The sequence below is a fragment of the Novosphingobium arvoryzae genome, assembly GCF_014652615.1.
GTDB classification, from domain to species: Bacteria; Pseudomonadota; Alphaproteobacteria; order Sphingomonadales; family Sphingomonadaceae; genus Novosphingobium; species Novosphingobium arvoryzae.
Genome location: NZ_BMZD01000004.1, coordinates 92,814 through 112,114, shown reverse-complemented (window position 1 = coordinate 112,114; position 19,301 = coordinate 92,814). Strand labels below are relative to the sequence as shown.

Here is a 19,301-nt window from a genome sequence, read left to right as displayed (position 1 = left end):
TCAGCCCGCCCAGCGCTGGTCGGTATGGTCAGCCGCCAGCGCGCCGGTCCAGGTCTTGCACAGGCCAAAGGCCTCGGCGGGCGCACCGCCGGTCCAGCGCGGCCAGTCGGCGCGGTGCAGGATTACCGGCATCCGGTCATGCACCTCGGCCATCTGCGCGCTGCTGTCGACCATAACCAGCGTATAGCAATCGCCCCATTCGGCAGTTGGTCGCCACAGCCCCGCCACCGCAAACAGGTTCGCATCGGGCAGGCCATACCAACTGCGCGTCATCCGGCGCGGTGCCCCACGCGGTTCGGCCCACTGGCTGACCGGAACCAGGCAGCGGCGGTGGACGAAGCTGTCGCGCCAGAACGCGGTGTGCAGTTTGTCGTCGCGGGCATTGGTGACGGGCTTGGGCTTCAGTTTCTGCCCCTGCTTGCCGGTCAGGACCAGCGGAAAGCCCCAGTGCATCACCCGCGCCGCGCCGCCTTCCACCACCAGCCCCGGATAGCCGGGATAGACCTCCGCGCTGAAGTTCAGCCCCGGCGCGGCGGCGACATCGAACACTTTCGCCACCTCTGCCGCGGACTGGTGCAGGCGGTAGAGGTTGCACATCAGGCGTTGCCGACCACCCAGCAGCCCAGCGCCAGCAGCAGCCCGGTAAAGCGGTTGGCGCGGAACCGGGCGAGCGCGTTGTCGCCATCGTCGGGGTTCAGGGTCAGCACTTGCCAGCCCAGGTGCAGCACGGCGGGGGCCAGCGCCAGCAGCGCCAGCGGATCGGGCCGCAGCCACCAGAACGCCAGCGCCCAGCACAAGACTGCCCCGGCATAGAACGCCGCGACGCCGCCGCGCACGTGCCGCCCCAGCGTCAGCGCGCTGGAGCCGATACCGACCATCGCGTCATCCTCGCGGTCCTGACAGGCATAGATCGTATCATAGCCGATGCACCACAGCACCGCCCCGGCATAGAGCGCGGCCAGCACGTCCAGCCCGTCGCCCCGGATCGCCACCCAGCCCGTCGGCGCGCCCCAGGTGAACACCAGCCCCAGCCACGCCTGCGGGAACCCGGTGATCCGCTTCATGAAGGGATAGGCCGCAACCAGCGCCAGACTGCCCAGCGCGACCAGCTGCGCAGCGGTGCGCAATTGCAGCAGCACGATCAGGCCCACCGCGGCGAGCGCCAAGAGCCAGACCCACGCCGCCCGTTTGCTCACCGCGCCGCTGGCGATGGGCCGCGCGGCGGTGCGGGCAACCTGCTTGTCCAGATCGGCATCGACAATGTCGTTATAGACGCAGCCCGCCCCGCGCATCGCGATCGAACCCAGCAGCATCCACGCCAGCAAATCCCACCGGCTCTGCCCACCCGCCAGCAGCAGCCCCCAGGCGCAAGGCCAGAACAGCAGCCACCAGCCGATCGGCCGGTCAAACCGGGCCAGCAGGGCATAGTTGCGCAAGCGCGCCGGCAGCGCAGCGACCAGCCCCTTGTGCTGGGAATCGGGAACGATTTCGGCGGTCATGTCCGCTCTCTAGCCTGCCCGCGAAAATGCGCTAGAGGAACGCCATGCCCGCTACGCCTGCTTGGCCGCCCAAGAGCGCCCCGCGCCTGTTCGTCCCCGCCCCGCTGGCGGAGGGCGTGGCCGTGGCCATCGACGGGCCGCAGGCGCATTACCTTTCGCGCGTGATGCGGATTGGCGCAGGCGACGCGGTGATCCTGTGCGACGACCAGACCGGCGAATGGGCCGCGCGCGTCGCCAGCGCGGGCAAGCGGGATGTGGTGCTGGTGCCCGAAATGCTGCTGCGCGCGCGTGAGGACGTGCCGGACTTCATGCTTTGCGCCGCGCTGCTGAAGAAGGACCGGTTCGATCTGCTGCTGGAAAAGGCCGGCGAGCTGGGCGTTCGGCAGATTCAGCCGGTGCTGACCCGGCGCTGCGTGGCTGACAAGCTGAACCTTGACCGCGCGACCGCGATCCTGACCGAGGCGGCGGAGCAATGCGCCCGCACCGCCCTGCCCCGGCTGGCCGCGCCGGTGAAGCTGGACGCGCTGCTGCGCGGGTGGGATTCGGCGCGCGCGCTGTTCTTTGCCGACGAGAATGGCGGCGATCCGGCCGCTGCCGCCTTTGCCGCGCACACCGGCCCCGCCGCCTTGCTGACCGGCCCGGAAGGCGGCTTCGACGCGGAGGAGCGCACCGCGATCCGCGCCCACGCCGCCACCCGCGCGATCACGCTGGGGCCGCGCATCCTGCGCGGGGAGACGGCCGCGATGGCCGGAACCGCGCTGTGGATGGGGACAGCGGGCGACTGGTAGCAATGCTTACAATTTGCTGGCATCGCGGCCTGCAAAGCACTAACTCCCGCCCATGAGCACCCGACAGGTTTCAGATCGCAACGATCCCGTGATCGAAAGCACCGCCCAGCTGATCGCCCCGATGATCAAGGGCGAAAAGCCGCGCGACCGCTGGCGGATCGGCACCGAGCACGAAAAGCTGGTCTTCGCCCGCAGCGATCATCACGCCCCGTCCTACGAGGAACCGGGCGGCATCCGCGACATGCTGAAATCGCTGGAGGATTTCGGCTGGGAACCGGTGGTCGAAGGCGGCAACGTCATCGCGCTGTCGGGCAGCGACGGGGCGATCAGCCTGGAACCGGCGGGCCAGCTGGAACTGTCCGGCGCGCCGCTGGAAAACCTGCACCAGACCTGCGCCGAAACCGGCCGCCACCTCGATCAGGTCAAGGCGATTGGCGAGCGCACCGGCACGGGCTTCCTTGGCCTCGGCATGTGGCCGGACAAGACCCGCGAAGAACTGCCGATCATGCCCAAGGGCCGCTATGCGATCATGCTGCGGCACATGCCGCGCGTGGGCACGATGGGCCTCGACATGATGCTGCGGACCTGCACGATCCAGGTGAACCTCGATTATTCGAGCGAGGCGGACATGGTGCAGAAATTCCGCACCAGCCTGGCGCTGCAACCGCTGGCGACCGCGCTGTTCGCCAATTCGCCGTTCACCGATGGCAAGCCCAACGGGTTCCTCTCATACCGCAGCCATATCTGGTCGGATACCGATCCGGCCCGCACCGGCATGCTGCCGTTCGTGTTCGAGGACGGGTTCGGCTACGAACGCTACGCCGAATACATGCTCGATGTGCCGATGTACTTCGTCTACCGCGACGGCAAGTACATCGACGCGGCGGGGCAAAGCTTCCGCGATTTCCTCGACGGGAAACTGCCCGCGCTGCCCGGCGAACGCCCGACGGCGAGCGACTGGCAGGATCACCTGTCCACCGCGTTCCCCGAAGTGCGGCTGAAAAGCTTCCTCGAAATGCGCGGTGCCGATGGCGGGCCGTGGAGCCGGATCTGCGCGCTGCCCGCGCTGTGGGTCGGCCTGCTCTATGACCAGACCGCGCTCGATGCGGCATGGGACTTGGTCAAGGGCTGGGACATGGACGGGCGCGAAGCCCTGCGCTCCGCCGTGCCGAAGCTGGGGCTGGATGCGCCGCTGCCCAAAGGTGTTTTTGGGGGCGGCGGCAAGCTGAAAGATATTGCCGCCGAAGTGCTGGCCATCTCGCGCAGCGGCCTCGCCGCGCGGGCGCGGCTGAACAAGGCGGGCGACAACGAATGCGCCTTCCTGAACCCGCTCGACGAAATCGTCGCCAGCGGCAAGGTTCCGGCGCAGCGCCTGCTCGACAAGTTCCACGGCGAATGGAACGGCGACCTGTCGCGCGTGTACGAGGAAGCGTTCTGATGACGGTCGCGGTGATCGGGCAGTTCCGCATTCCGGCCGAGCGGATGGACGAAGCCCGCCCCGCGATGCGCAAGGTGATGGACGCCACCCGCGCCGAGGACGGCTGCATCGAATACAATTATGCCGAGGACGTGCTGGACCCCGGCCTGATCCGGGTCAGCGAAGTCTGGGCCAGCCGCGAGCAGCTCGCCGCGCATCTGAAAACGCCGCACATGGCCGTCTGGGCCGAAGAACGCGCCGGGCTGGGCCTGACCGGGCGAGCCATCACGGTTTATGAAGTGAGCGGATCGGAAACGATCTGAGGCGGCAGGAGGCGGGCTTACTCCGCCGCCTGCAACACCGGACTGCGCCGCCCCGCAATCCCCTGCCACAGCTGGTGCAACGGCGCGGTGATGAGGCCGTGGCGGTTCATCCACGCATGGTATTCGCCATACTTCGGGTCTTCGCCCAGCAGGTGGGCTTCCTCGGTCTTGGCCCGCCAGAAGTAAATCGCGCTGACACAGCCCAGGAAAAACGTGTTGCGCACCGCATCGACCAGCGACCCGCTGGTGACGAGGAACGGCAGCACCGACACCCACCAGAACGCATTCTTCGACAAATAGGCCGGATGGCGCGTGTAGGCATAGGGGCCGTTGGTCAGCACGCCGCGATAGGTCAGGTTGGAAAAGCGGATGCCGAACGCGATGGTCGCCCAGGCGTAAATCGCGGTGAGCAGCACCAGCAGCCCGGCCCAGCCCCACATCAGCGCGGGGTATTCGCCCAGCCAGAACGTCCAGTCCGCCGTGTTCGACTGATAGAACAGCGGCCCACCGCCCTGCATCAGCTGGAACGGCGGATAACACGCCAGCGCCGCAACCCAGCCCGCGAGGTAGGGGTTGGCCGAGCGGATCTGCGCGTCGAGCGGCTTCATGGTGAGGATATAGCCGACCGTGCCGATCTGTTCGTCGAACACGAACATCAGCAGCACCAGAATGCCGGCGAAGGCCACGGGATTGGCGAACTGATCGGACCAGTCTTTGCCCACCAGTTCCGCGAACGCGGCGGGGACGATGGCGATCATGAAGGCGGTGAAAAAGCCCTTCACCGCCCAGGCGCGCAAGTGAATCCAGATCATCTGCGGATCGTGCGCCTCACGCCCGACCAGCGCCGCGCCGAAATGCCAGGACGCGTCGCGCGGCTCCACCAACACCCGGTCGAGCCAGATGACGTAGGGGATGGAGAGCAGGAACAGCGGCACCGCCGCCAGCCCCAGCACCTGCATCGAGATCGCGTAGAAATCGTCCCAGTACCACCGACCGAGGCAATAGAGCCCGGCGATCAGCGCCCACGTGGCCCACAGCCCCGCCAGTTTCGTGATCGAAATGTCGATAATGTCCGCCACAGGGCGCGGATTGTCCCAGTCGATTCCGGTCGAGGGGCGGCGGTGGACCTTGTCCACCAGCACCGACCACAACACCATCGGCAGCGCGGCGGCAACCAGCCCGAACAGCGCCGCCATCGGCCCGGTCAGCCGCCCGCGCTCTGCCGACAGGCCCAGCAGCGAGGCGATCTCGGGATAGAAGTGACAGAACAGAATCCACGCGCACAGCCCGCCCACGCCGACAAAGCCGACGGCGGACGAAACATCGCTGGCGGGCCGGGGATCGGCCACGGGATTGCGCGCGGTCATCCCTCCGCCTTAACGGCGAAGGGTTAAAGGGCCGGTAACGCGGGTCAGCGGAACGCGGTGATCCGGCCGCTGTCGTCCAGCACATAGAGCGTGCCGCCCGCCACGATCGGGGCCAGCGTGACCGGCTCCTTCAGCTCGGCAAACAGGCGCGGCTGGCCATCGGCGATCCCGGCGGAGTGGATTTCCCCGCGCGAGTTGGCAAACCACAGGCGCTCCCCGGCCAGCACCGGACCGGTCCAGAAGATCGGGTTCTTCTTCTTTTCCGGATTTTCATACTGGGCCAGCTGCGCCAGCCAGCGGACCTTGCCGGTGGTGCGCGCCATGCACAGCAGCTTGCCATCGTCGGTCAGCGTGAAGATCCAGTCGCCCGCGATCGCCGGGGTGGAAATCCCCGCGAGGTTGAGTTCCCAGATGCGCTGGCCGGTCACCAGTTCATAAGCGGCCATGCGCCCGCCCTGACCCAGCGCATAGACCCGGCCGCGGTCGATGATCGGATCGGCGTCGATGTCGGTCAGCACGCCGACCGACGTCGACAGCGAAGTGCGCGCCAGCGCGTCGTTCCACAGCTGGCGGCCGTTTTCATAGCGGAACGCGGTCAGTTCACCGGTGGAAAAGCCCGCGATCACGGTGCCCTGCCCGGCAGCGGGCGCGGCCACGCCGAACACCCCGGTCTGCCCGGTGGAGGAGGTTTCGTTCCAGAGCGGCGCGCCATCCGCCGCGTTGAGCGACCACAGCTGGTTGTCCATGGTCATCACGAACACCGCGTTATAGGCGATGGTCGGCGAACCGCGCAGCGGCCCGGCCGGCTTGACCTTCCACAGCACCTTGCCGTCGGTCGCGTCCAACGCGGCGACTTCGCCCATGCCGGTGGTGATGTAAACGCGCCCGCTGTCATAGGCCGCGCCGCCGCCATAGACCGAGTTGGAGCCATCGCCCTGGATCTGGAAGCCCTGCCGCCAGCGGGCCGCGCCGGTCTGCGCGTCAAACGCGTGAACCACGCCATCGGTGTCCATCACGAACAGCTGTCCGCCGCCGACCACCGGCGAAGCGCCCAGGCGCTGCTTCTTGGTCGAACCGGCGATCTGCACCGACCACGAGCGGGCCGGGCTGGCCGACAGGGCCAGGTTGCCGATGTTCTTGTTGGCGGTGCCGCCGGCCTGCGGCCAATCGGCATTGGCCGTGGCGGGCGGCACGATCACGCTGATGCCGGCCAGCGCCGGATCGACCTTGGCCGACGTATCGACCTTCGACAGGATCGGGATGCGGTTGCCGATGGTCGGCGTCGTCGGCTTGTCCTTGCCGCCGAACACGCCGCAGCCTGACAGGGCGACGGCCAGGACCACCGCCAGCGGGGCGGCCAGACGGCGGGTAATTTGGGGTGACGGCATCATCTCGTCCTTGTGACTTTGGGTCAGTTCTGCGCCGGGGCCACAGTGGCGGCGGCATCGCCTGATTCGTATCCGAGCTGCCCCGCCAGCTGCCGCATCCGCGACGCCAGCGATTGCGGCACATCCTTGTCCTTGCCGATCGCGGCGAACAGCGGCCCGGCCAGATCCGGCTTGCCCTGCTTGAGGTAGGCCATGCCCACCAGCTCGCCCGCGCTGCCGAACCACGGATTGCCCGGCACGGCCAGCGGCTTCAGCCGGTCGATGACCTGCTGCGGCGGCACGGCGTCGAACCGGATCGCCAGTTCGCGGATCGCGGCCAGATCGCGCAGCGGCTGCGGCGCTTCCGGATTGGCGGCCAGCGCGGCAAATTCCTTGGCGGCTTCCTCTGCCTTGCCGGTCTGGACCAGCGCGGCGGCATGGAGCATCGCGGCATTCGCGCGCGCGCCCGCGCTACCTTCGCTCTTCAGCGCTTCCAGATCCTTGAGCGCGGCCCCGGCAGAGGTCGGCCCGGCAGCCAGCCGATCGAGCACCAGCGTGGTCTTTTCGCTGACTTCGCCAGCGGCCTGCTTGACTGAGTGATCCCAGTACAGATAGCCGCCCAACCCCGCCAGCAACAGCGCGATGCCGCCGCCGATCAGCTTGCCGTAACGCTTGGCAATATCGACCATCTGCTGCTCGCGCAGCGCTTCATCCACTTCGCGCAGGAACACGTCCTGCTGGGCCGCATCGCGATCATTCGCAGGCTTGCCGGAAGGTGCGGAAGGAGTGGTAGGCAGGGCCAATTCGGTATGCTTTCTGGTAAACTACGCTCTGGCGGGCTGTTTAGCGCAAGGGTGGGCCTTTTCAACGCCCGATCTGTGGCTTTTGCCCGCTTAAGCGCGGGTGAATGAGAGTAGAGCGCGGATCAGGGAAACTTTACCTTCCCCATCGCCCCGGCATAGATCCGCGCATAAGTCGCGACCATCGTCGCTTCGTCATACTCCGCCTCCACCTTCGAGCGGTTTGCGGCTCCGATCACCGCGCGGGTCTGGGCATCTGCGGCAAGGTCGGCCAGCGCTGCGGCCAAGGCCGCGTCATCGCCGATGGGGGTCAGGAACCGGCGGTTCGGCTCGGCCACCATCGCCGCCACATCGCCCACTTGCGGGGCGACCACGGCAAGCCCGGCGGCCATCGCCTCCACCACCGAAATCGGGAACTGTTCGCTGTCGGACGAGAGCGCGAACAGGTCGAACAGGCCCACCACCCTGGCCGGATCGGGCGCGAAGCCGGGCAAGTGGACGCGGTGGCCGATGTTCAGCGCGACCGCCTCTGCCCGGATTGCATCGCGTTCCGGCCCTTCGCCGACAATCACCAGCTGCCATTCCTCGGGCAGCGCGGCAAAGGCGCGGACCAGCCGGGGCAGGTTCTTGACCTTGCGCAGGCCCGCCAGCGTGCCCAGCCAGTATTCGCCGGGATGCTTGATCAGGCGCGGCAGGACATCGGGCTCTGGCCGGTGGGCATAGGCTGCAACGGGAATGCCGTTCGGCACCCGCCGGACCCTGGCTGCCGGTTGCTGCCACACGGTGCGCGCGATCTGTTCCAGCCGCTGCGAGGGCACCACCAGCGCCTGCGCGCGGAACAGCGCGATGCGGCGGAACAGGTTGCGCGCGGGCTTCAGCCGCTCCGCCTCGTCCTGGTTGAAGCCATCCTCGTGATGCACCAGTGGCGGCAGGTTGAGCGCCTCGGCAAACAGGGTGTGGGCCATGACCGCGTCCATGGCGCCCCAGTTATAGGTCAGCACCAGATCGAACCCGCGCATCGCCTGCGCAATTCCCATCAGCCGGCGCGGCCAGGGGCGGCCCGCCAGCGCCGGGAAATCATCCGGATAATGGACGCTGATCGCCGGATCGACCGCGCTGGCCGCGCCCAGTTCCCCCGGCACCGCCGACACGACGGTGTGGTCGATTCCCGGCCCGAACGCGTTCATCAGCTTTGCCGCGCGCAGTTCCTTGCCGCCCGGCGAAAAGCTGGAATGCAGATGCAGCAACCGCAGGCGCGGCGCCGCTGGTTTCGCGCTCATCCAGCCACTTTGGCCAGCAGCCGCTGGATCGCGGCGAACGATTCCGGCTCATCCAGCGTGGGCGCATGGCCAACGCGCGGGACGGTGACGGTTTCGCAGCCCGGCAGGCGCGCGGCCATCGCCGCCAGCGTTTCCGGCGTGAACAGGTCCGACAATTCGCCGCGCAGCAGCAGCACCGGCTTGCCCGCCAGCCCGTCAACGCCGGGCCACATGTCGACCCCGGCTTCGCCACCCGGCTGCGAGAACGGTTCGGCGATCTTCATGTCGTAATCGAACACGATCCGCCCGTTGCTGCCCACCACCATGCAGCGCTTGGCCATCGCCAGCCAGTCCTCGGCCGTGAAATCGGGGAAGGCCGACCCTTGCGATTCCTCCAGCGCGCGCGCGGCGTGCATCCACGTGGGGAAATTGCGGCCCTGCCCGACATAGCCGCGAATGCGCTCCAGCCCCTCGGGGTTGATTTCCGGCCCGATGTCGTTGAGCACCGCCCCAGCCAGCTTTTCGGGCGTGGTCATCGCCATGATCATCGTCAGCAGCCCGCCCAGCGAGGTGCCGATGGCCACGAACCGCTCGATCCCGGCTTCCTCGAACAGCGCGCCCAGATCCTGCACGTATTGCAGCGGGTTGTAGGTGGCCGAATCCTTGGCATAGGCGCTGTCGCCCCGGCCCCGGTTTTCAGGGCACAGCACCCGCCATTCGCCCGCCAGCCGTTCGGCCAGGGTTTCGAAATCGCGGGCATTGCGGGTCAGGCCGGGCAGGCAGATTACCGGCGGACGGTCTTCGCGCCCGACATATTCGCGGTAATGCAGTTTCAGCCCGTCCCGGCTGGTCCAGAAACGGTCGGCGTAAGCGGTCATGGTAATGCCAGAAATCCTTGTTGGCGCAGCTTGTGCCGCGCGAGGTTCATCGCCACTATTGCCCGATGCGCGCAGAACCGCAAGCCGCCGGCTATTCACCTGACACGCCCATTTCGGCACTGGCCCCGTGGCTGGCCGATCCGGTGCGCGCGGCGGACTTCCCCGCCACCACACTGCGCTTTCGCAACCGCCGCTGGGACAACGCGGTTGGCCTGGCCGACCTGACGGATGCGGACTGGACCCGCCATTTCGGCCGGTTCGAGGCCCTGCCCGGCAATCTGCCCCAGCCACTGGCGCTGCGCTATCACGGCCACCAGTTCCGCGTATACAACCCGGAACTGGGCGATGGCCGGGGCTTTCTGTTTGCCCAGCTGCGCGATGGTGCGGGCCGCTTGCTGGACCTGGGCACCAAGGGCTCCGGGCAGACACCGTGGAGCCGGCAGGGCGACGGGCGCCTGACGCTGAAGGGCGCGGTGCGGGAAATCCTCGCCACGGAAATGCTCGAGGCGCTGGGGGTCAACACCAGCAAGACATTCTCGGTGATCGAGACGGGCGAGGACCTCTACCGGCAGGACGAGCCCTCGCCCACCCGCTCCGCGGTGATGGTCCGGCTGAGCCACGGTCATATCCGGATCGGCACGTTCCAGCGGCTCGCGGTGCTGGAGCAGCCGGACAACATGGCCGCGCTGATAGAATATTGCCTGGCGCAATTTCCCGGACCGCCCCCGCCCGCCGACGCGCCGGGGCGGGATGAACCGGCGGTGATCCTGCTGCACCAGGTGGTCGAACGGCTCGCTGCGCTCGCCGCGCAGTGGATGGCCGCCGGCTTCGTTCACGGCGTGCTCAACACCGACAACATGAACATTTCGGGCGAAAGTTTCGACTATGGCCCGTGGCGCTGGCTGCCCCGGTGGGACCCGGCCTTCACCGCCGCCTATTTCGACCACAACGGGCTTTACGCATTTGGCCGCCAGCCGGAAGCGCTGCACTGGAATTGCGGGCAACTGGCCATCGCGCTGCGCCAGCTGGTCCCGGCTGAGCCGCTGATTGCCGCGCTCAATCGCTTTGCCCTGCTTTACCAGCAGGCGCTGGCCCGCCAGTTCCTGTGGCGGCTGGGGCTGGAATCGCAAGGGTTCGAAGCCGATTCCGCGCTGATCGCCCACGCCGAGCGCGCCATGCGCGACAGCGGCTCATCGCCCGACGTGTTCTTCCACCGTCATCGCCATGGCGCCAATCCGCCTGACGGGGACTTTGGCACGGCGCTGCGCGGCTATCGTCCGGCTGGCGCGGCGCACCCGTTGTGGAACGAGCCGGCTCCGCCAACCCTGGTGCTCGACGAGGTCGAACGGATCTGGTCAGCCATCGATACGGCGGACGACTGGGCGCCACTGGCCGAGCAGATTGCTGCGATCCGGCGGCTGGGCGAAGCACTCGGAGTGCCGTGGTAAGCAAAAAGTCAGGGTTTGCGGTTATCAGGGGCGCAAGGCTTTTCTTGGACAAGCGGACCAGCTAAGGCTGGGCCTCTCCCCGGGGTCGCAACCGGCATACCAGAACTGGGACGGGAATTTTGGGCACTTCGCAGATCATTTCCTTTGAACCCGCCACTGGGGCGGAACTGTGGCGCGGCAAGCGCGGCAACGTGGACGATATCGTGGATCGCGCCCGCCGGGCTTGGCCGGCCTGGGCCGCGCAGCCGCTGTCCAACCGCATGGAACTGATGCGCCGCTTCGCCAACGAAGTGCGCAAGGACGCGGAAAAGCTCGCTACCCTGATCTCCCGGGAAACCGGCAAGCCGCTGTGGGAATCCCGCACCGAAGTCGAGAGCGTGGTCAACAAGGTCGAGATTTCGATCCGTGCCTATGCCGAGCGGACTTCGCAGCGCAAACTGGACGGCGCGCTGCAGGGCACCGCCGCACTCCGCCACAAGCCGCACGGCGTGATGGCGGTGCTGGGCCCCTACAACTTCCCCGCGCACCTGCCCAACGGCCACATCGTCCCCGCGCTGATCGCGGGCAACGCGGTGGTGTTCAAGCCGAGCGAGAAAACCCCCGCCACGGGCGAGGCGCTGGTGCAGTGCTTTCACCGCGCCGGGATTTCCGCCGCCATCGTGCAGCTGCTGGTCGGCGGCCCGGAGGAAGGACAGGCGCTGGTCGCGCATGACGGGATCGACGGCGTGCTGTTCACCGGCAGTGCCCACGCCGGGATCGCGATCAACCGCAAGCTCGCCGCCCGGCCGGACAAGATCGTCGCGCTGGAAATGGGCGGCAACAACCCGATCGTGCTGTGGGACACGCCCAAGATCACCGATGCCGCGGCGCTGGTCGTGCAATCGGCCTTCACCACTGCCGGGCAGCGCTGCACCGCCGGTCGCCGCCTCATCATCAAGTCGACCATGTATGACGCCGTGATCGCCGAGGTGAAGCGCCTGGCCGACCGGATCATCGTGGGCGCCCCGTTTGACGATCCCGCCCCGTTCATGGGCCCGGTGATCGACAACCAGAGCGCCGACGGGCTGACCGAAAGCTTCCTCTACCTGCTCAGCCACGGCGGCAAGGCGATCAAGCACCTGGTCCGCCCGCGCGACGACCTGCCGTTCCTGTCCCCCGCGATCATCGACGTGACCGGGGTGAAGGACCGGCCAGATGTCGAACTGTTCGGCCCGCTGCTGCAAGTGATCCGCGTGGGCGATTTCGACGAAGCCATTGCCGAGGCGAACAATAGCCGCTTCGGCCTGTCCGCCTCGCTGGTGGGCGGCACCCCGGCGGAATATAACCGCTTCTGGGCCAACATCCGCGCCGGGGTCATCAACTGGAACCGCCCGACCAACGGCGCTTCCTCGGCCGCGCCCTTCGGCGGCGTGGGCCTGTCGGGCAACCATCGCCCCAGCGCCTATTACGCCGCGGATTACTGCGCCTATCCGGTGGCCTCGAACGAGATGGAACAGCCGCGCGCGATGATCGGCGTGGGCCTGCGCGAAAGCTGATCAGCCGCCGCTGGTGACCAGGTTGACCTCGGTCACGCCCGCACGCTCACGCACGAACAGCGCGAACACGCTGCCGCCCGCTTTCCCGGTCAGCGTCAGGTCGGCACCCGCCCGGCCAGCGGTCAGGGCAAAGCCGCCCTTGCCCGCCACGGTGGCATAGAAATCCACGACTTCGCTGCCGGGAACCGGCGTCTGGAAATTGACGGCGCGAATGCGGCACCCGGCGGCATCGCTGCCAGCCGCTTCCTGCACGTGTCCGCGCGGGTAGACCGGCAGGGCTGGCGGCAGTTTCGCGGCCCATGCGGCGGTATAGCCCAGTTTGTCGGCACAACTGCGGCCCCACGGGAGCGCGCGCACCAAGGCTGCGGCAGTGGCGGCATCGGCCGGCGAAGTTTCCTGCTCCGCACTGGCCGCAGGGGCCGCGCGCAGGGCCCCGCCCACCAGATCGAGTGCAGCGGCTCGGGCCGCGTCGAGTTCGGCCTGACCGCGCTTGAAGGGCGGGATTTCACCCGCCGCCGGTCCGCCCCCGGTCAGCGCAGCGTTGCCCCGGTTCTGGCTGGTCAGGTCCGGGTCGGCCATCAGCGGGTCGGCCAGCGCAGCGGTGACTGCCGGGTCGCGCTCGGCCAGCGGGTCGGCCTCCGGCGCGCCCGAACCGCAAGCGGTGAGCAGCAACACGACGGGCAGAAGCATGGCGCGGGCGGCGGACATCACCGCACCTCTAACCCACCGCTGGTTAACAAGAAAGCGCCCCCGGATCGCACGGACCCGGAGGCGCAAGGTTCAGGGAGAGGGAAGTCCCGTGAAAAAACTCAGCGGCAGCTCGATCCGCCGCGATCGATCGCGCGGCCCAGCAGTGCCCCGCCCGCAGCGCCGAGAATTGCGCCAACCGTGCGGTCGCCCCGGCGGCCAGCGACTTCGCGGCCAATCAGCGCACCCGCCACGCCGCCGATCACAAGGCCCGTCGTGCCGTCGCTGCGGCGGCAGTAATAGCGGCCATCGTCACCATGCCAGACGCGGGTGTTGGCATAGATCGGCTCGTCATAACGCACGCGGGTCTGGTAGCGGCCATAGTCGCCATAGCCCCGATCGCGGCGGTAATCGCCCCGACGGGTTTCGTAACGGCCTTCGTAGCGGTCATACCGGTCCCGCTGTTCCCAGCGGCCACCGCGATCGTCCCAGTCGCGGTCGCGGGCGGCGGCAGGCATCGCGGTTGCCAGCACGGCGGGAACGGTCAGGGCAAGGGCGGCAGTCTTGAGGAACTTCGACATGATCGTTCTCCTGATCTCTTGCGTTCAGCTATAAGCCCCTCAACCTGAACGAGCGGCAACCGCGCTGTCAGGAACGCACATTTTGCGTGTCGCGGTGATTTTTCTTCGCTAGCGCGACCAGCGGATGGAACACGATCAGCCCGTGCCGCGCAAAAGCGGCCTGCCTTTCGCGCTGGGCGCACACCTCATCTGGGGTCTGCTGCCGCTCTACCTGGTGCTGTTCAAAACGGTGCCACCGTTCGAATTCGTCGGCTGGCGGATCCTGTTCACGCTGCCGGTCTGCGCGCTGTTCGTGGCCGTCGCGGGACAATCAAAGGAACTGTGGGCCGCGCTGACCAATCGCCGCGTGCTGATGCTGCTGACGCTCAGCGCGCTGCTGATCGCCACCAACTGGCTGACCTATATCGTCGCGATCCAGCAGGGCCACGTCTTCGCCGCCAGCCTGGGTTACTACATCAACCCGCTGGCAAACGTGCTGGCGGGCACGCTGTTCCTGGGCGAACGGCTGAGCCATCGCCAGTGGGGGGGCGTGGCGCTGGCGGCGGCGGGGGTTTCGCTGCTGGCATGGGACGCGCTCGACATGCTGGGGATCAGCCTCGCGCTGGCGGTCTCGTTCTGCGGCTATGGGCTGGTGCGCAAGCTGACCCCGGTGGGATCGCTGCCGGGGCTGACGGTGGAAACCATCGTCCTGCTGCCGCTGGCCGTGGGCCTGATCGGCTGGGCGGCCACGACCCCGCAGGGCATTTCGTTCGGCCACGAATGGTCGCTCAGCGCGCTGCTCGCCTGCGCCGGGCTGGTAACCGCCGTGCCGCTGATCCTGTTCGCGGTGGCGGCGCAGCGGATGGATTATTCGGTGCTGGGCATGGTCCAGTATATCGACCCGACGATGGTGTTCGTGCAGGCCTTCTTCCTGTCGTCCGAGCCGCTCGGCACCACGCAGGTCGTGTGCTTCATCCTGATCTGGTGCGCGATTGCGCTGTTCGTGTGGGACCTGCTGGCCAAGCGCAAGGCCGCGCGGGCGGCTTAGAGTCTGTTTCAGTTACACTGAAACAGTCGCGGCACCGGCCCACTCCCCCGCCCGGCCACCCATAGGGTACTATTGTTGGGTGGCCGGGCGGGGGAGCGGGCCGGTGCCGCTTCCACGCTAGTGGAACAGAATCTAAACCAGCCGCCAGCCCAGCGTTTCGCCCGCGTGGAACGGCACGATGGCGGTCCCATTCGCGTCGATCACCTCTGGCACCACCACGTCCCCGCGCTCCAGCGTCACCGTGCCTTCGTTCAGCGGCAAGCCGTAGAAGCGTGGGCCGTTTTCGGATGCGAACGCCTCGAACTTGTCGAGCGCCCCTTCCTGATCGAACGCGGTGATATAGCTTTCCAGCGCGAACGGGGCATTGAACAGACCCGCACAGCCACAGGCGGCTTCCTTCAGGTGCTTGGCATGCGGCGCGGTATCGGTGCCCAGGAAGAACTTCGCGCTGCCCGAAGTCGCCGCCTTGCGCAGCGCCAGCCGGTGCTTTTCGCGCTTGGCCACCGGCAGGCAATAAGCGTGCGGGCGAATGCCGCCGACCAGCATGGCGTTGCGGTTGAGGTGCAGGTGCTGCGGGGTGATGGTCGCGGCCACCTTGTCGCTCGCCTCGGCCACGAACTGCGCGGCTTCCTCGGTCGTGATGTGTTCGAACACCACCTTCAGGTCAGGCATGTCGCGCACCAGCGCGGTCATCGTGCGGTCGATGAACACGGCCTCGCGGTCGAAGATGTCGACGTGCGCATCGGTCACTTCGCCATGCACCAGCAGCGGCATGCCGATCTTCTGCATCGTTTCCAGCACCGCGCGAATGTTGGCGATGTCCGTCACCCCGTGGGCGGAGCCAGTGGTGGCATGCGCCGGATAGAGCTTTGCCGCAACGAACACGCCCGCCGCAAACCCGCGCGCGACCTCCTCCGGGTCGGTCGAATCGGTCAGATAGAGCGTCATCAGCGGGGTGAAGTCGCTCCCCTCCGGCAGCGCCGCCAGGATCCGGTCGCGGTAAGCCGCAACGCCCGCCACGTCGGTCATCGGCGGCGAAAGATTGGGCATCACGATGGCGCGGGCGAACTGGCGCGCGGTCCACGGGGCGACCCCGGCCAGCAGCGCTCCATCGCGCAAGTGCACGTGCCAGTCATCAGGGCGGCGGATCGTCAGGCGAGTCGGGATGGTCATCCCTTCCCCTTAGGCAAAGCGCCCCCTATCTGTCATCCATGACTGCAACCCGCCTCACCGCTCGCGCCGTAATCCGCCTGTCCCCGAGTGAGCCGGACGAGGATGTCCGCGCCTTTCTGCAGGGGTTGGTGACGAACGATGTGACCGGCGCGCTGCCGGCCTGGGCGGCACTGCTCTCGCCGCAAGGCAAAGTGCTGTTCGACTTCATCGTCCACGGTGACGGCGCGGACCTGCTGATCGACTGCGAAGCCGCCCATGCCGATGCGCTGGCCAGGCGCCTGTCGCTCTACCGCCTGCGCCGCAAGATCGCCATCGCCCGGGACGATTCGCTGGCGGTTCACTGGCAGGCCGGCACCGGCCCCGCCCCCGATCCGCGCCTGTCCGCACTTGGTCAGCGCTGGCTGGGCGCGCAGGAAGGCGAAGCGGCGGATGCGGCGTGGCTCGCGCACCGGCTGAGCCACGGCGTGTGCGAAGGCGCGGCAGAACTGACCGACCTGCTCTGGCTGGAATGCAACGCGGCCGAACTGGGCGGCGTCAGCTTCACCAAGGGCTGCTATGTCGGGCAGGAAAACACCGCGCGGATGAACTGGCGGCAAAAGGTCAACCGGCGGCTGGTGGTGCTGCCGCTGGCGGCATCCGATCCGGCCCGCCAACGGACGACCTACCCGGAGCTAGGGCTTGCCGTCGATCATCGCCGGGTCGAGGACATCGCCCCCGAATGGTTGCCGGAGTGGCTGAACCTGGCCTAGCCAATCGGCCCCGGCACCACGATTCCGGCGTGGACTGCCGCTTCGACCAGCATCTTTTCCGCCGTATCGCGCGCCGAACTGCGCGGCAGGCCCAGCGAGTGCGTGAGGGCGCCGCCCATCAGCGCATCGCCCAGCGCGAGAAGGCACAGGGCGTGAGTCGTGTCGCGCATCTGCCCGGATCCGAAATCATCCAGCCCGGTCACCAGATCGTGAATCACATCGACGATCGGATCGAGCGCATCCTCGTTCCCGCTGACCAACATCCAGCTGGCCAGCGCGGCACCGCCTTCCTTGTCGAAGGCATCGAACGTCAGGTCGACCACGTCGCGCGGGCTGCCCTGCCCCGTCCGGCTGGCGATCACCGCGTCCTCGATCGTGGCGCAGATGGTGACGGCCAGGTGTTCGGCCAGCGCCTTTTGCAGCCCTGCGGCCGAGCCGAAATGGTGGAGCAGGTTGGCGTGCGTACGCCCGATTCGCGAGGCAACCGCCTTCAGCGTGACCGCCTGCGGCCCCAGTTCGATCAGCAGCGCGCGCGCGGCTTCCAGGGCCGCAGTGCGGCTCTCTTCCTGGGTGAGACGCTTCCTTATTGACATTGGTGTCAGTTACTCTATCTTTAGCGGCATGAACGCACCGACCAAGTTCCCGCTGGAACCCAACTCCGCCCTAGAACCCACCGCCCCGTCGGGCAAGGCACCTGTGGCCGATCTGGTCACGCCGACCCCGGACGATCTGGTGATCACCATTCGCGACCAGCGTTTTGGCCGCACCAGGCAGCCCAGCCGCTGGTGGCTGAACAACGATCCCATCGCCACCGCCTGGCACAACGCCCTGTCGGCCACGTTCCCGCGCGGCGAGGCCATGTTCATCGAAGCGGTCAAGGCCCACCGCGATGGCGTGCCGCCGAAGCTGGAAGAAGAAATCCGCGCTTTCGTGAAGCAGGAAATCAACCACACCCGCGAACACGTGGTGTTCAACAAGGCGGCAGTGGATGCCGGCTATGACCTCTCGAAGATCGACGCGCGGCTGGAAGAACTGATGGCGATGATCAAGCAGCGCCCGGCGATCGTGAACCTGACCGCGACGATGGCGCTGGAACACTACACCGCGATGATGGCGCACGAATTCCTGGCCAACCCGCAGCACTTCGCGGGCGGTGAGCCGGAAACCGTGGCGATGTGGCGCTGGCACGCGATCGAGGAGATCGAGCACAAGGGTGTCGCGTTCGACACCTTCCGCCATGCCACGCGCGACTGGAGCCGCTGGCGCCGCTGGAAGCTGAAGTCGCTGATGATGCTGGTCATCACCGTGAACTTCATCCGCAACCGCTGGAACGACACGCTGGAACTGCTGGCGCAAGACGGGCTGACCGGTCCGAAAGTGAAGCTGAAGCTGGCCTGGTACCTGCTGGGCACTCCCGGCGTGCTGCGCCGGATCATCCCGGCCTGGTTCGCCTATTTCATGCCCGGCTTCCACCCGTGGAACCACGACGACCGCGCCCTCATCGGCAAGGCCGACAGCGAGTTTCAGGACGCCCGGCTCCAATCGGCCTGAGCGTATTCCTCAGAAAAGAAAGGGCCCCGAACCGCGCTGGTTCGGGGCCTTTTTGTTGGGTTCAGGCGGCGCGCATGGCCGGAACGCCATCGTCGCCGCCGTCGCAGCTGCCGGGTTCCCCCAGCTCGATCGCGTGGATGGCGGCTGGCACCGTGCGCCCGCGCGCGCGGCTATAGCAGGCGCGCATTTCGCCGGTCGGGCGAAAGCCGGCCTTGCGCAGCACCCGCGCCGAAGCGGGATTGTCGGTGAACGGCCCCGCCGTCACCCGGCGATGCCCCAGCGTCCGCGCCAGACCCAGAACCGCGCGCGTGGCCTCGGTGGCATAGCCCTGCCCCCAATGGTCAGGCGCGATCCAGTAGCCCAGTTCCGCCCCGCTCTCACCGCGCATCAGCGCAATCCCGCCGATGATTTCGGCCGGTGCGGCGCTGGTCGGCAGGGTCACGAAAAAGTTCGGCAGGCGCGGATCCTGCGGCTGGCGCAGGAAGGCGCGGGCGTCGTCCGCGGTGTAGGGCCACGGTGCCTGCGCCAGATTGCGGACCACCGCCTCGTCAGCGATGCCGCCCAGCAGTTCTTCCCAATCCTCCGGCCAGCCGGGCCGCAGGAACAGCCGTTCGCTGCGAATAAACATTTGATCGCACTCCCTTCGTCGCCCCGCAGCCCGCGTAGGGGCCTTGCGTGACATTGCCATTACGGCTTTCCTCGGCGGAGCCGGGCCGCACCAGCCCGCACCGATACCAGTCGGAAAACCAGCCAAAGGGAGCACGAAAAAAGGGAGACAGGCCTGGCCCGCTCCCTTGTAAAGTCGGCTTCTGGTGCCGACTGGGCCATCCCGTCAGGATGGCCCTTTATCGA

General features: G+C 67.6%; 20 protein-coding genes. 8 read left to right on the top strand and 12 right to left on the bottom strand.

The features are described from left to right. Window positions 1-597, bottom strand: coding sequence for an SOS response-associated peptidase (locus IE113_RS09835; RefSeq protein WP_189540929.1), 597 nt, complete (start codon window positions 595-597; stop codon window positions 1-3). Continuing rightward, window positions 597-1,499, bottom strand: a complete 903-nt coding sequence (gene ubiA, locus IE113_RS09830) for a 4-hydroxybenzoate octaprenyltransferase (protein WP_189540928.1) — start codon at window positions 1,497-1,499, stop codon at window positions 597-599. Before ubiA ends, IE113_RS09835 begins: the two co-directional genes overlap by 1 nt. A 44-nt stretch (window positions 1,500-1,543) precedes the next feature. Here ubiA and IE113_RS09825 point away from each other — a divergent pair, with 44 nt between their 5' ends. From IE113_RS09825 to IE113_RS09815, 3 genes are read left to right on the top strand one after another with little or no spacing between them, the layout of a single operon-like run. After that, window positions 1,544-2,287 carry a 16S rRNA (uracil(1498)-N(3))-methyltransferase gene (locus IE113_RS09825; RefSeq protein ID WP_189540926.1) on the top strand — a complete coding sequence of 248 codons (744 nt, stop codon included), beginning with the start codon at window positions 1,544-1,546 and terminating at the stop codon, window positions 2,285-2,287. A 52-nt stretch (window positions 2,288-2,339) separates the two neighbouring features. Next, complete coding sequence (locus IE113_RS09820; protein ID WP_189540924.1) at window positions 2,340-3,725, top strand: glutamate--cysteine ligase; 1,386 nt, start codon at window positions 2,340-2,342, stop codon at window positions 3,723-3,725. Next, on the top strand, window positions 3,725-4,027 hold the full coding sequence (locus tag IE113_RS09815) for a putative quinol monooxygenase (RefSeq protein WP_189540922.1): 303 nt from the start codon (window positions 3,725-3,727) through the stop codon (window positions 4,025-4,027). The genes IE113_RS09820 and IE113_RS09815 overlap by 1 nt, the downstream gene beginning before the upstream one ends. A gap of 17 nt (window positions 4,028-4,044) precedes the next feature. Here the strand turns inward: IE113_RS09815 and IE113_RS09810 are convergent, their stop codons facing one another. The 5 genes from IE113_RS09810 to IE113_RS09790 all read right to left on the bottom strand — a co-directional run bounded on the left by IE113_RS09810 (window position 4,045) and on the right by IE113_RS09790 (window position 9,698). Continuing rightward, the gene (locus IE113_RS09810; protein WP_189540920.1) at window positions 4,045-5,394 is read right to left on the bottom strand and encodes a methyltransferase family protein; all 1,350 of its coding nucleotides are present in this window, start codon (window positions 5,392-5,394) and stop codon (window positions 4,045-4,047) included. A 44-nt stretch (window positions 5,395-5,438) separates the two neighbouring features. Next, complete coding sequence (locus IE113_RS09805; protein WP_189540918.1) at window positions 5,439-6,785, bottom strand: outer membrane protein assembly factor BamB family protein; 1,347 nt, start codon at window positions 6,783-6,785, stop codon at window positions 5,439-5,441. 20 nt (window positions 6,786-6,805) lie between these two features. Next, on the bottom strand, window positions 6,806-7,564 hold the full coding sequence (locus IE113_RS09800; RefSeq protein ID WP_189540916.1) for a tetratricopeptide repeat protein: 759 nt from the start codon (window positions 7,562-7,564) through the stop codon (window positions 6,806-6,808). Between the two features lie 122 nt (window positions 7,565-7,686). After that, window positions 7,687-8,841, bottom strand: a complete 1,155-nt coding sequence (locus tag IE113_RS09795) for a glycosyltransferase family 4 protein (RefSeq protein WP_189540914.1) — start codon at window positions 8,839-8,841, stop codon at window positions 7,687-7,689. After that, window positions 8,838-9,698 (bottom strand): alpha/beta fold hydrolase, encoded by an 861-nt coding sequence (locus IE113_RS09790; RefSeq protein ID WP_189540912.1) that lies wholly within the window; start codon window positions 9,696-9,698, stop codon window positions 8,838-8,840. The genes IE113_RS09795 and IE113_RS09790 overlap by 4 nt, the downstream gene beginning before the upstream one ends. Before the next feature lie 65 nt (window positions 9,699-9,763). On the opposite strand from IE113_RS09790, the gene IE113_RS09785 reads away from it, so the two are divergent. Both IE113_RS09785 and astD read left to right on the top strand, forming a co-directional pair. Then, window positions 9,764-11,146 carry a protein adenylyltransferase SelO family protein gene (locus tag IE113_RS09785; protein ID WP_189540911.1) on the top strand — a complete coding sequence of 461 codons (1,383 nt, stop codon included), beginning with the start codon at window positions 9,764-9,766 and terminating at the stop codon, window positions 11,144-11,146. A gap of 119 nt (window positions 11,147-11,265) precedes the next feature. Beyond that, a complete protein-coding gene (astD, locus tag IE113_RS09780; RefSeq protein ID WP_189540908.1) occupies window positions 11,266-12,681 on the top strand; it encodes a succinylglutamate-semialdehyde dehydrogenase in 1,416 nt (471 codons plus the stop codon). On the opposite strand, the gene IE113_RS09775 is transcribed toward astD, so the two are convergent. Continuing rightward, on the bottom strand, window positions 12,682-13,389 hold the full coding sequence (locus tag IE113_RS09775; protein WP_189540906.1) for a hypothetical protein: 708 nt from the start codon (window positions 13,387-13,389) through the stop codon (window positions 12,682-12,684). A 101-nt stretch (window positions 13,390-13,490) separates the two neighbouring features. Continuing rightward, window positions 13,491-13,949 (bottom strand): glycine zipper 2TM domain-containing protein, encoded by a 459-nt coding sequence (locus tag IE113_RS09770; protein WP_189540904.1) that lies wholly within the window; start codon window positions 13,947-13,949, stop codon window positions 13,491-13,493. A gap of 124 nt (window positions 13,950-14,073) precedes the next feature. Between IE113_RS09770 and rarD the strand changes: the two genes are divergently transcribed. Beyond that, window positions 14,074-14,976, top strand: a complete 903-nt coding sequence (rarD, locus tag IE113_RS09765) for an EamA family transporter RarD (protein ID WP_189540902.1) — start codon at window positions 14,074-14,076, stop codon at window positions 14,974-14,976. 132 nt (window positions 14,977-15,108) lie between these two features. On the opposite strand, the gene pyrC is transcribed toward rarD, so the two are convergent. After that, window positions 15,109-16,143: a dihydroorotase gene (gene pyrC / locus IE113_RS09760; RefSeq protein ID WP_189541366.1), complete on the bottom strand. Its 1,035-nt coding sequence runs from the start codon at window positions 16,141-16,143 to the stop codon at window positions 15,109-15,111. A 44-nt stretch (window positions 16,144-16,187) separates the two neighbouring features. Between pyrC and ygfZ the strand changes: the two genes are divergently transcribed. Continuing rightward, window positions 16,188-16,898 carry a CAF17-like 4Fe-4S cluster assembly/insertion protein YgfZ gene (gene ygfZ, locus IE113_RS09755; protein ID WP_189540900.1) on the top strand — a complete coding sequence of 237 codons (711 nt, stop codon included), beginning with the start codon at window positions 16,188-16,190 and terminating at the stop codon, window positions 16,896-16,898. On the opposite strand, the gene IE113_RS09750 is transcribed toward ygfZ, so the two are convergent. Beyond that, window positions 16,895-17,491 (bottom strand): TetR/AcrR family transcriptional regulator, encoded by a 597-nt coding sequence (locus tag IE113_RS09750; protein ID WP_189540898.1) that lies wholly within the window; start codon window positions 17,489-17,491, stop codon window positions 16,895-16,897. The two genes, ygfZ and IE113_RS09750, sit on opposite strands and share 4 nt — an antisense overlap. A 28-nt stretch (window positions 17,492-17,519) precedes the next feature. Here IE113_RS09750 and IE113_RS09745 point away from each other — a divergent pair, with 28 nt between their 5' ends. After that, entirely contained in the window at window positions 17,520-18,449 is a 930-nt protein-coding gene (locus tag IE113_RS09745) for a metal-dependent hydrolase (RefSeq protein ID WP_189540896.1), read from the top strand. A gap of 61 nt (window positions 18,450-18,510) precedes the next feature. On the opposite strand, the gene IE113_RS09740 is transcribed toward IE113_RS09745, so the two are convergent. Continuing rightward, complete coding sequence (locus IE113_RS09740) at window positions 18,511-19,077, bottom strand: GNAT family N-acetyltransferase (protein ID WP_189540894.1); 567 nt, start codon at window positions 19,075-19,077, stop codon at window positions 18,511-18,513. Between the last annotated feature and the right edge of the window lie 224 nt (window positions 19,078-19,301).

Excerpts from the sequence above, each read along its gene's own strand:
- IE113_RS09835 (WP_189540929.1), bottom strand. The coding sequence starts at position 597 with ATGTGCAACCTCTACCGCCTGCACCAGTCCGCGGCAGAGGTGGCGAAA.
- ubiA (WP_189540928.1), bottom strand. The coding sequence starts at position 1,499 with ATGACCGCCGAAATCGTTCCCGATTCCCAGCACAAGGGGCTGGTCGCT.
- IE113_RS09825 (WP_189540926.1), top strand. The coding sequence starts at position 1,544 with ATGCCCGCTACGCCTGCTTGGCCGCCCAAGAGCGCCCCGCGCCTGTTC.
- IE113_RS09820 (WP_189540924.1), top strand. The coding sequence starts at position 2,340 with ATGAGCACCCGACAGGTTTCAGATCGCAACGATCCCGTGATCGAAAGC.
- IE113_RS09815 (WP_189540922.1), top strand. The coding sequence starts at position 3,725 with ATGACGGTCGCGGTGATCGGGCAGTTCCGCATTCCGGCCGAGCGGATG.
- IE113_RS09810 (WP_189540920.1), bottom strand. The coding sequence starts at position 5,394 with ATGACCGCGCGCAATCCCGTGGCCGATCCCCGGCCCGCCAGCGATGTT.
- IE113_RS09805 (WP_189540918.1), bottom strand. The coding sequence starts at position 6,785 with ATGATGCCGTCACCCCAAATTACCCGCCGTCTGGCCGCCCCGCTGGCG.
- IE113_RS09795 (WP_189540914.1), bottom strand. The coding sequence starts at position 8,841 with ATGAGCGCGAAACCAGCGGCGCCGCGCCTGCGGTTGCTGCATCTGCAT.
- IE113_RS09790 (WP_189540912.1), bottom strand. The coding sequence starts at position 9,698 with ATGACCGCTTACGCCGACCGTTTCTGGACCAGCCGGGACGGGCTGAAA.
- IE113_RS09785 (WP_189540911.1), top strand. The coding sequence starts at position 9,764 with ATGCGCGCAGAACCGCAAGCCGCCGGCTATTCACCTGACACGCCCATT.
- IE113_RS09775 (WP_189540906.1), bottom strand. The coding sequence starts at position 13,389 with ATGTCCGCCGCCCGCGCCATGCTTCTGCCCGTCGTGTTGCTGCTCACC.
- IE113_RS09770 (WP_189540904.1), bottom strand. The coding sequence starts at position 13,949 with ATGTCGAAGTTCCTCAAGACTGCCGCCCTTGCCCTGACCGTTCCCGCC.
- rarD (WP_189540902.1), top strand. The coding sequence starts at position 14,074 with ATGGAACACGATCAGCCCGTGCCGCGCAAAAGCGGCCTGCCTTTCGCG.
- ygfZ (WP_189540900.1), top strand. The coding sequence starts at position 16,188 with ATGACTGCAACCCGCCTCACCGCTCGCGCCGTAATCCGCCTGTCCCCG.
- IE113_RS09750 (WP_189540898.1), bottom strand. The coding sequence starts at position 17,491 with ATGTCAATAAGGAAGCGTCTCACCCAGGAAGAGAGCCGCACTGCGGCC.
- IE113_RS09745 (WP_189540896.1), top strand. The coding sequence starts at position 17,520 with ATGAACGCACCGACCAAGTTCCCGCTGGAACCCAACTCCGCCCTAGAA.
- IE113_RS09740 (WP_189540894.1), bottom strand. The coding sequence starts at position 19,077 with ATGTTTATTCGCAGCGAACGGCTGTTCCTGCGGCCCGGCTGGCCGGAG.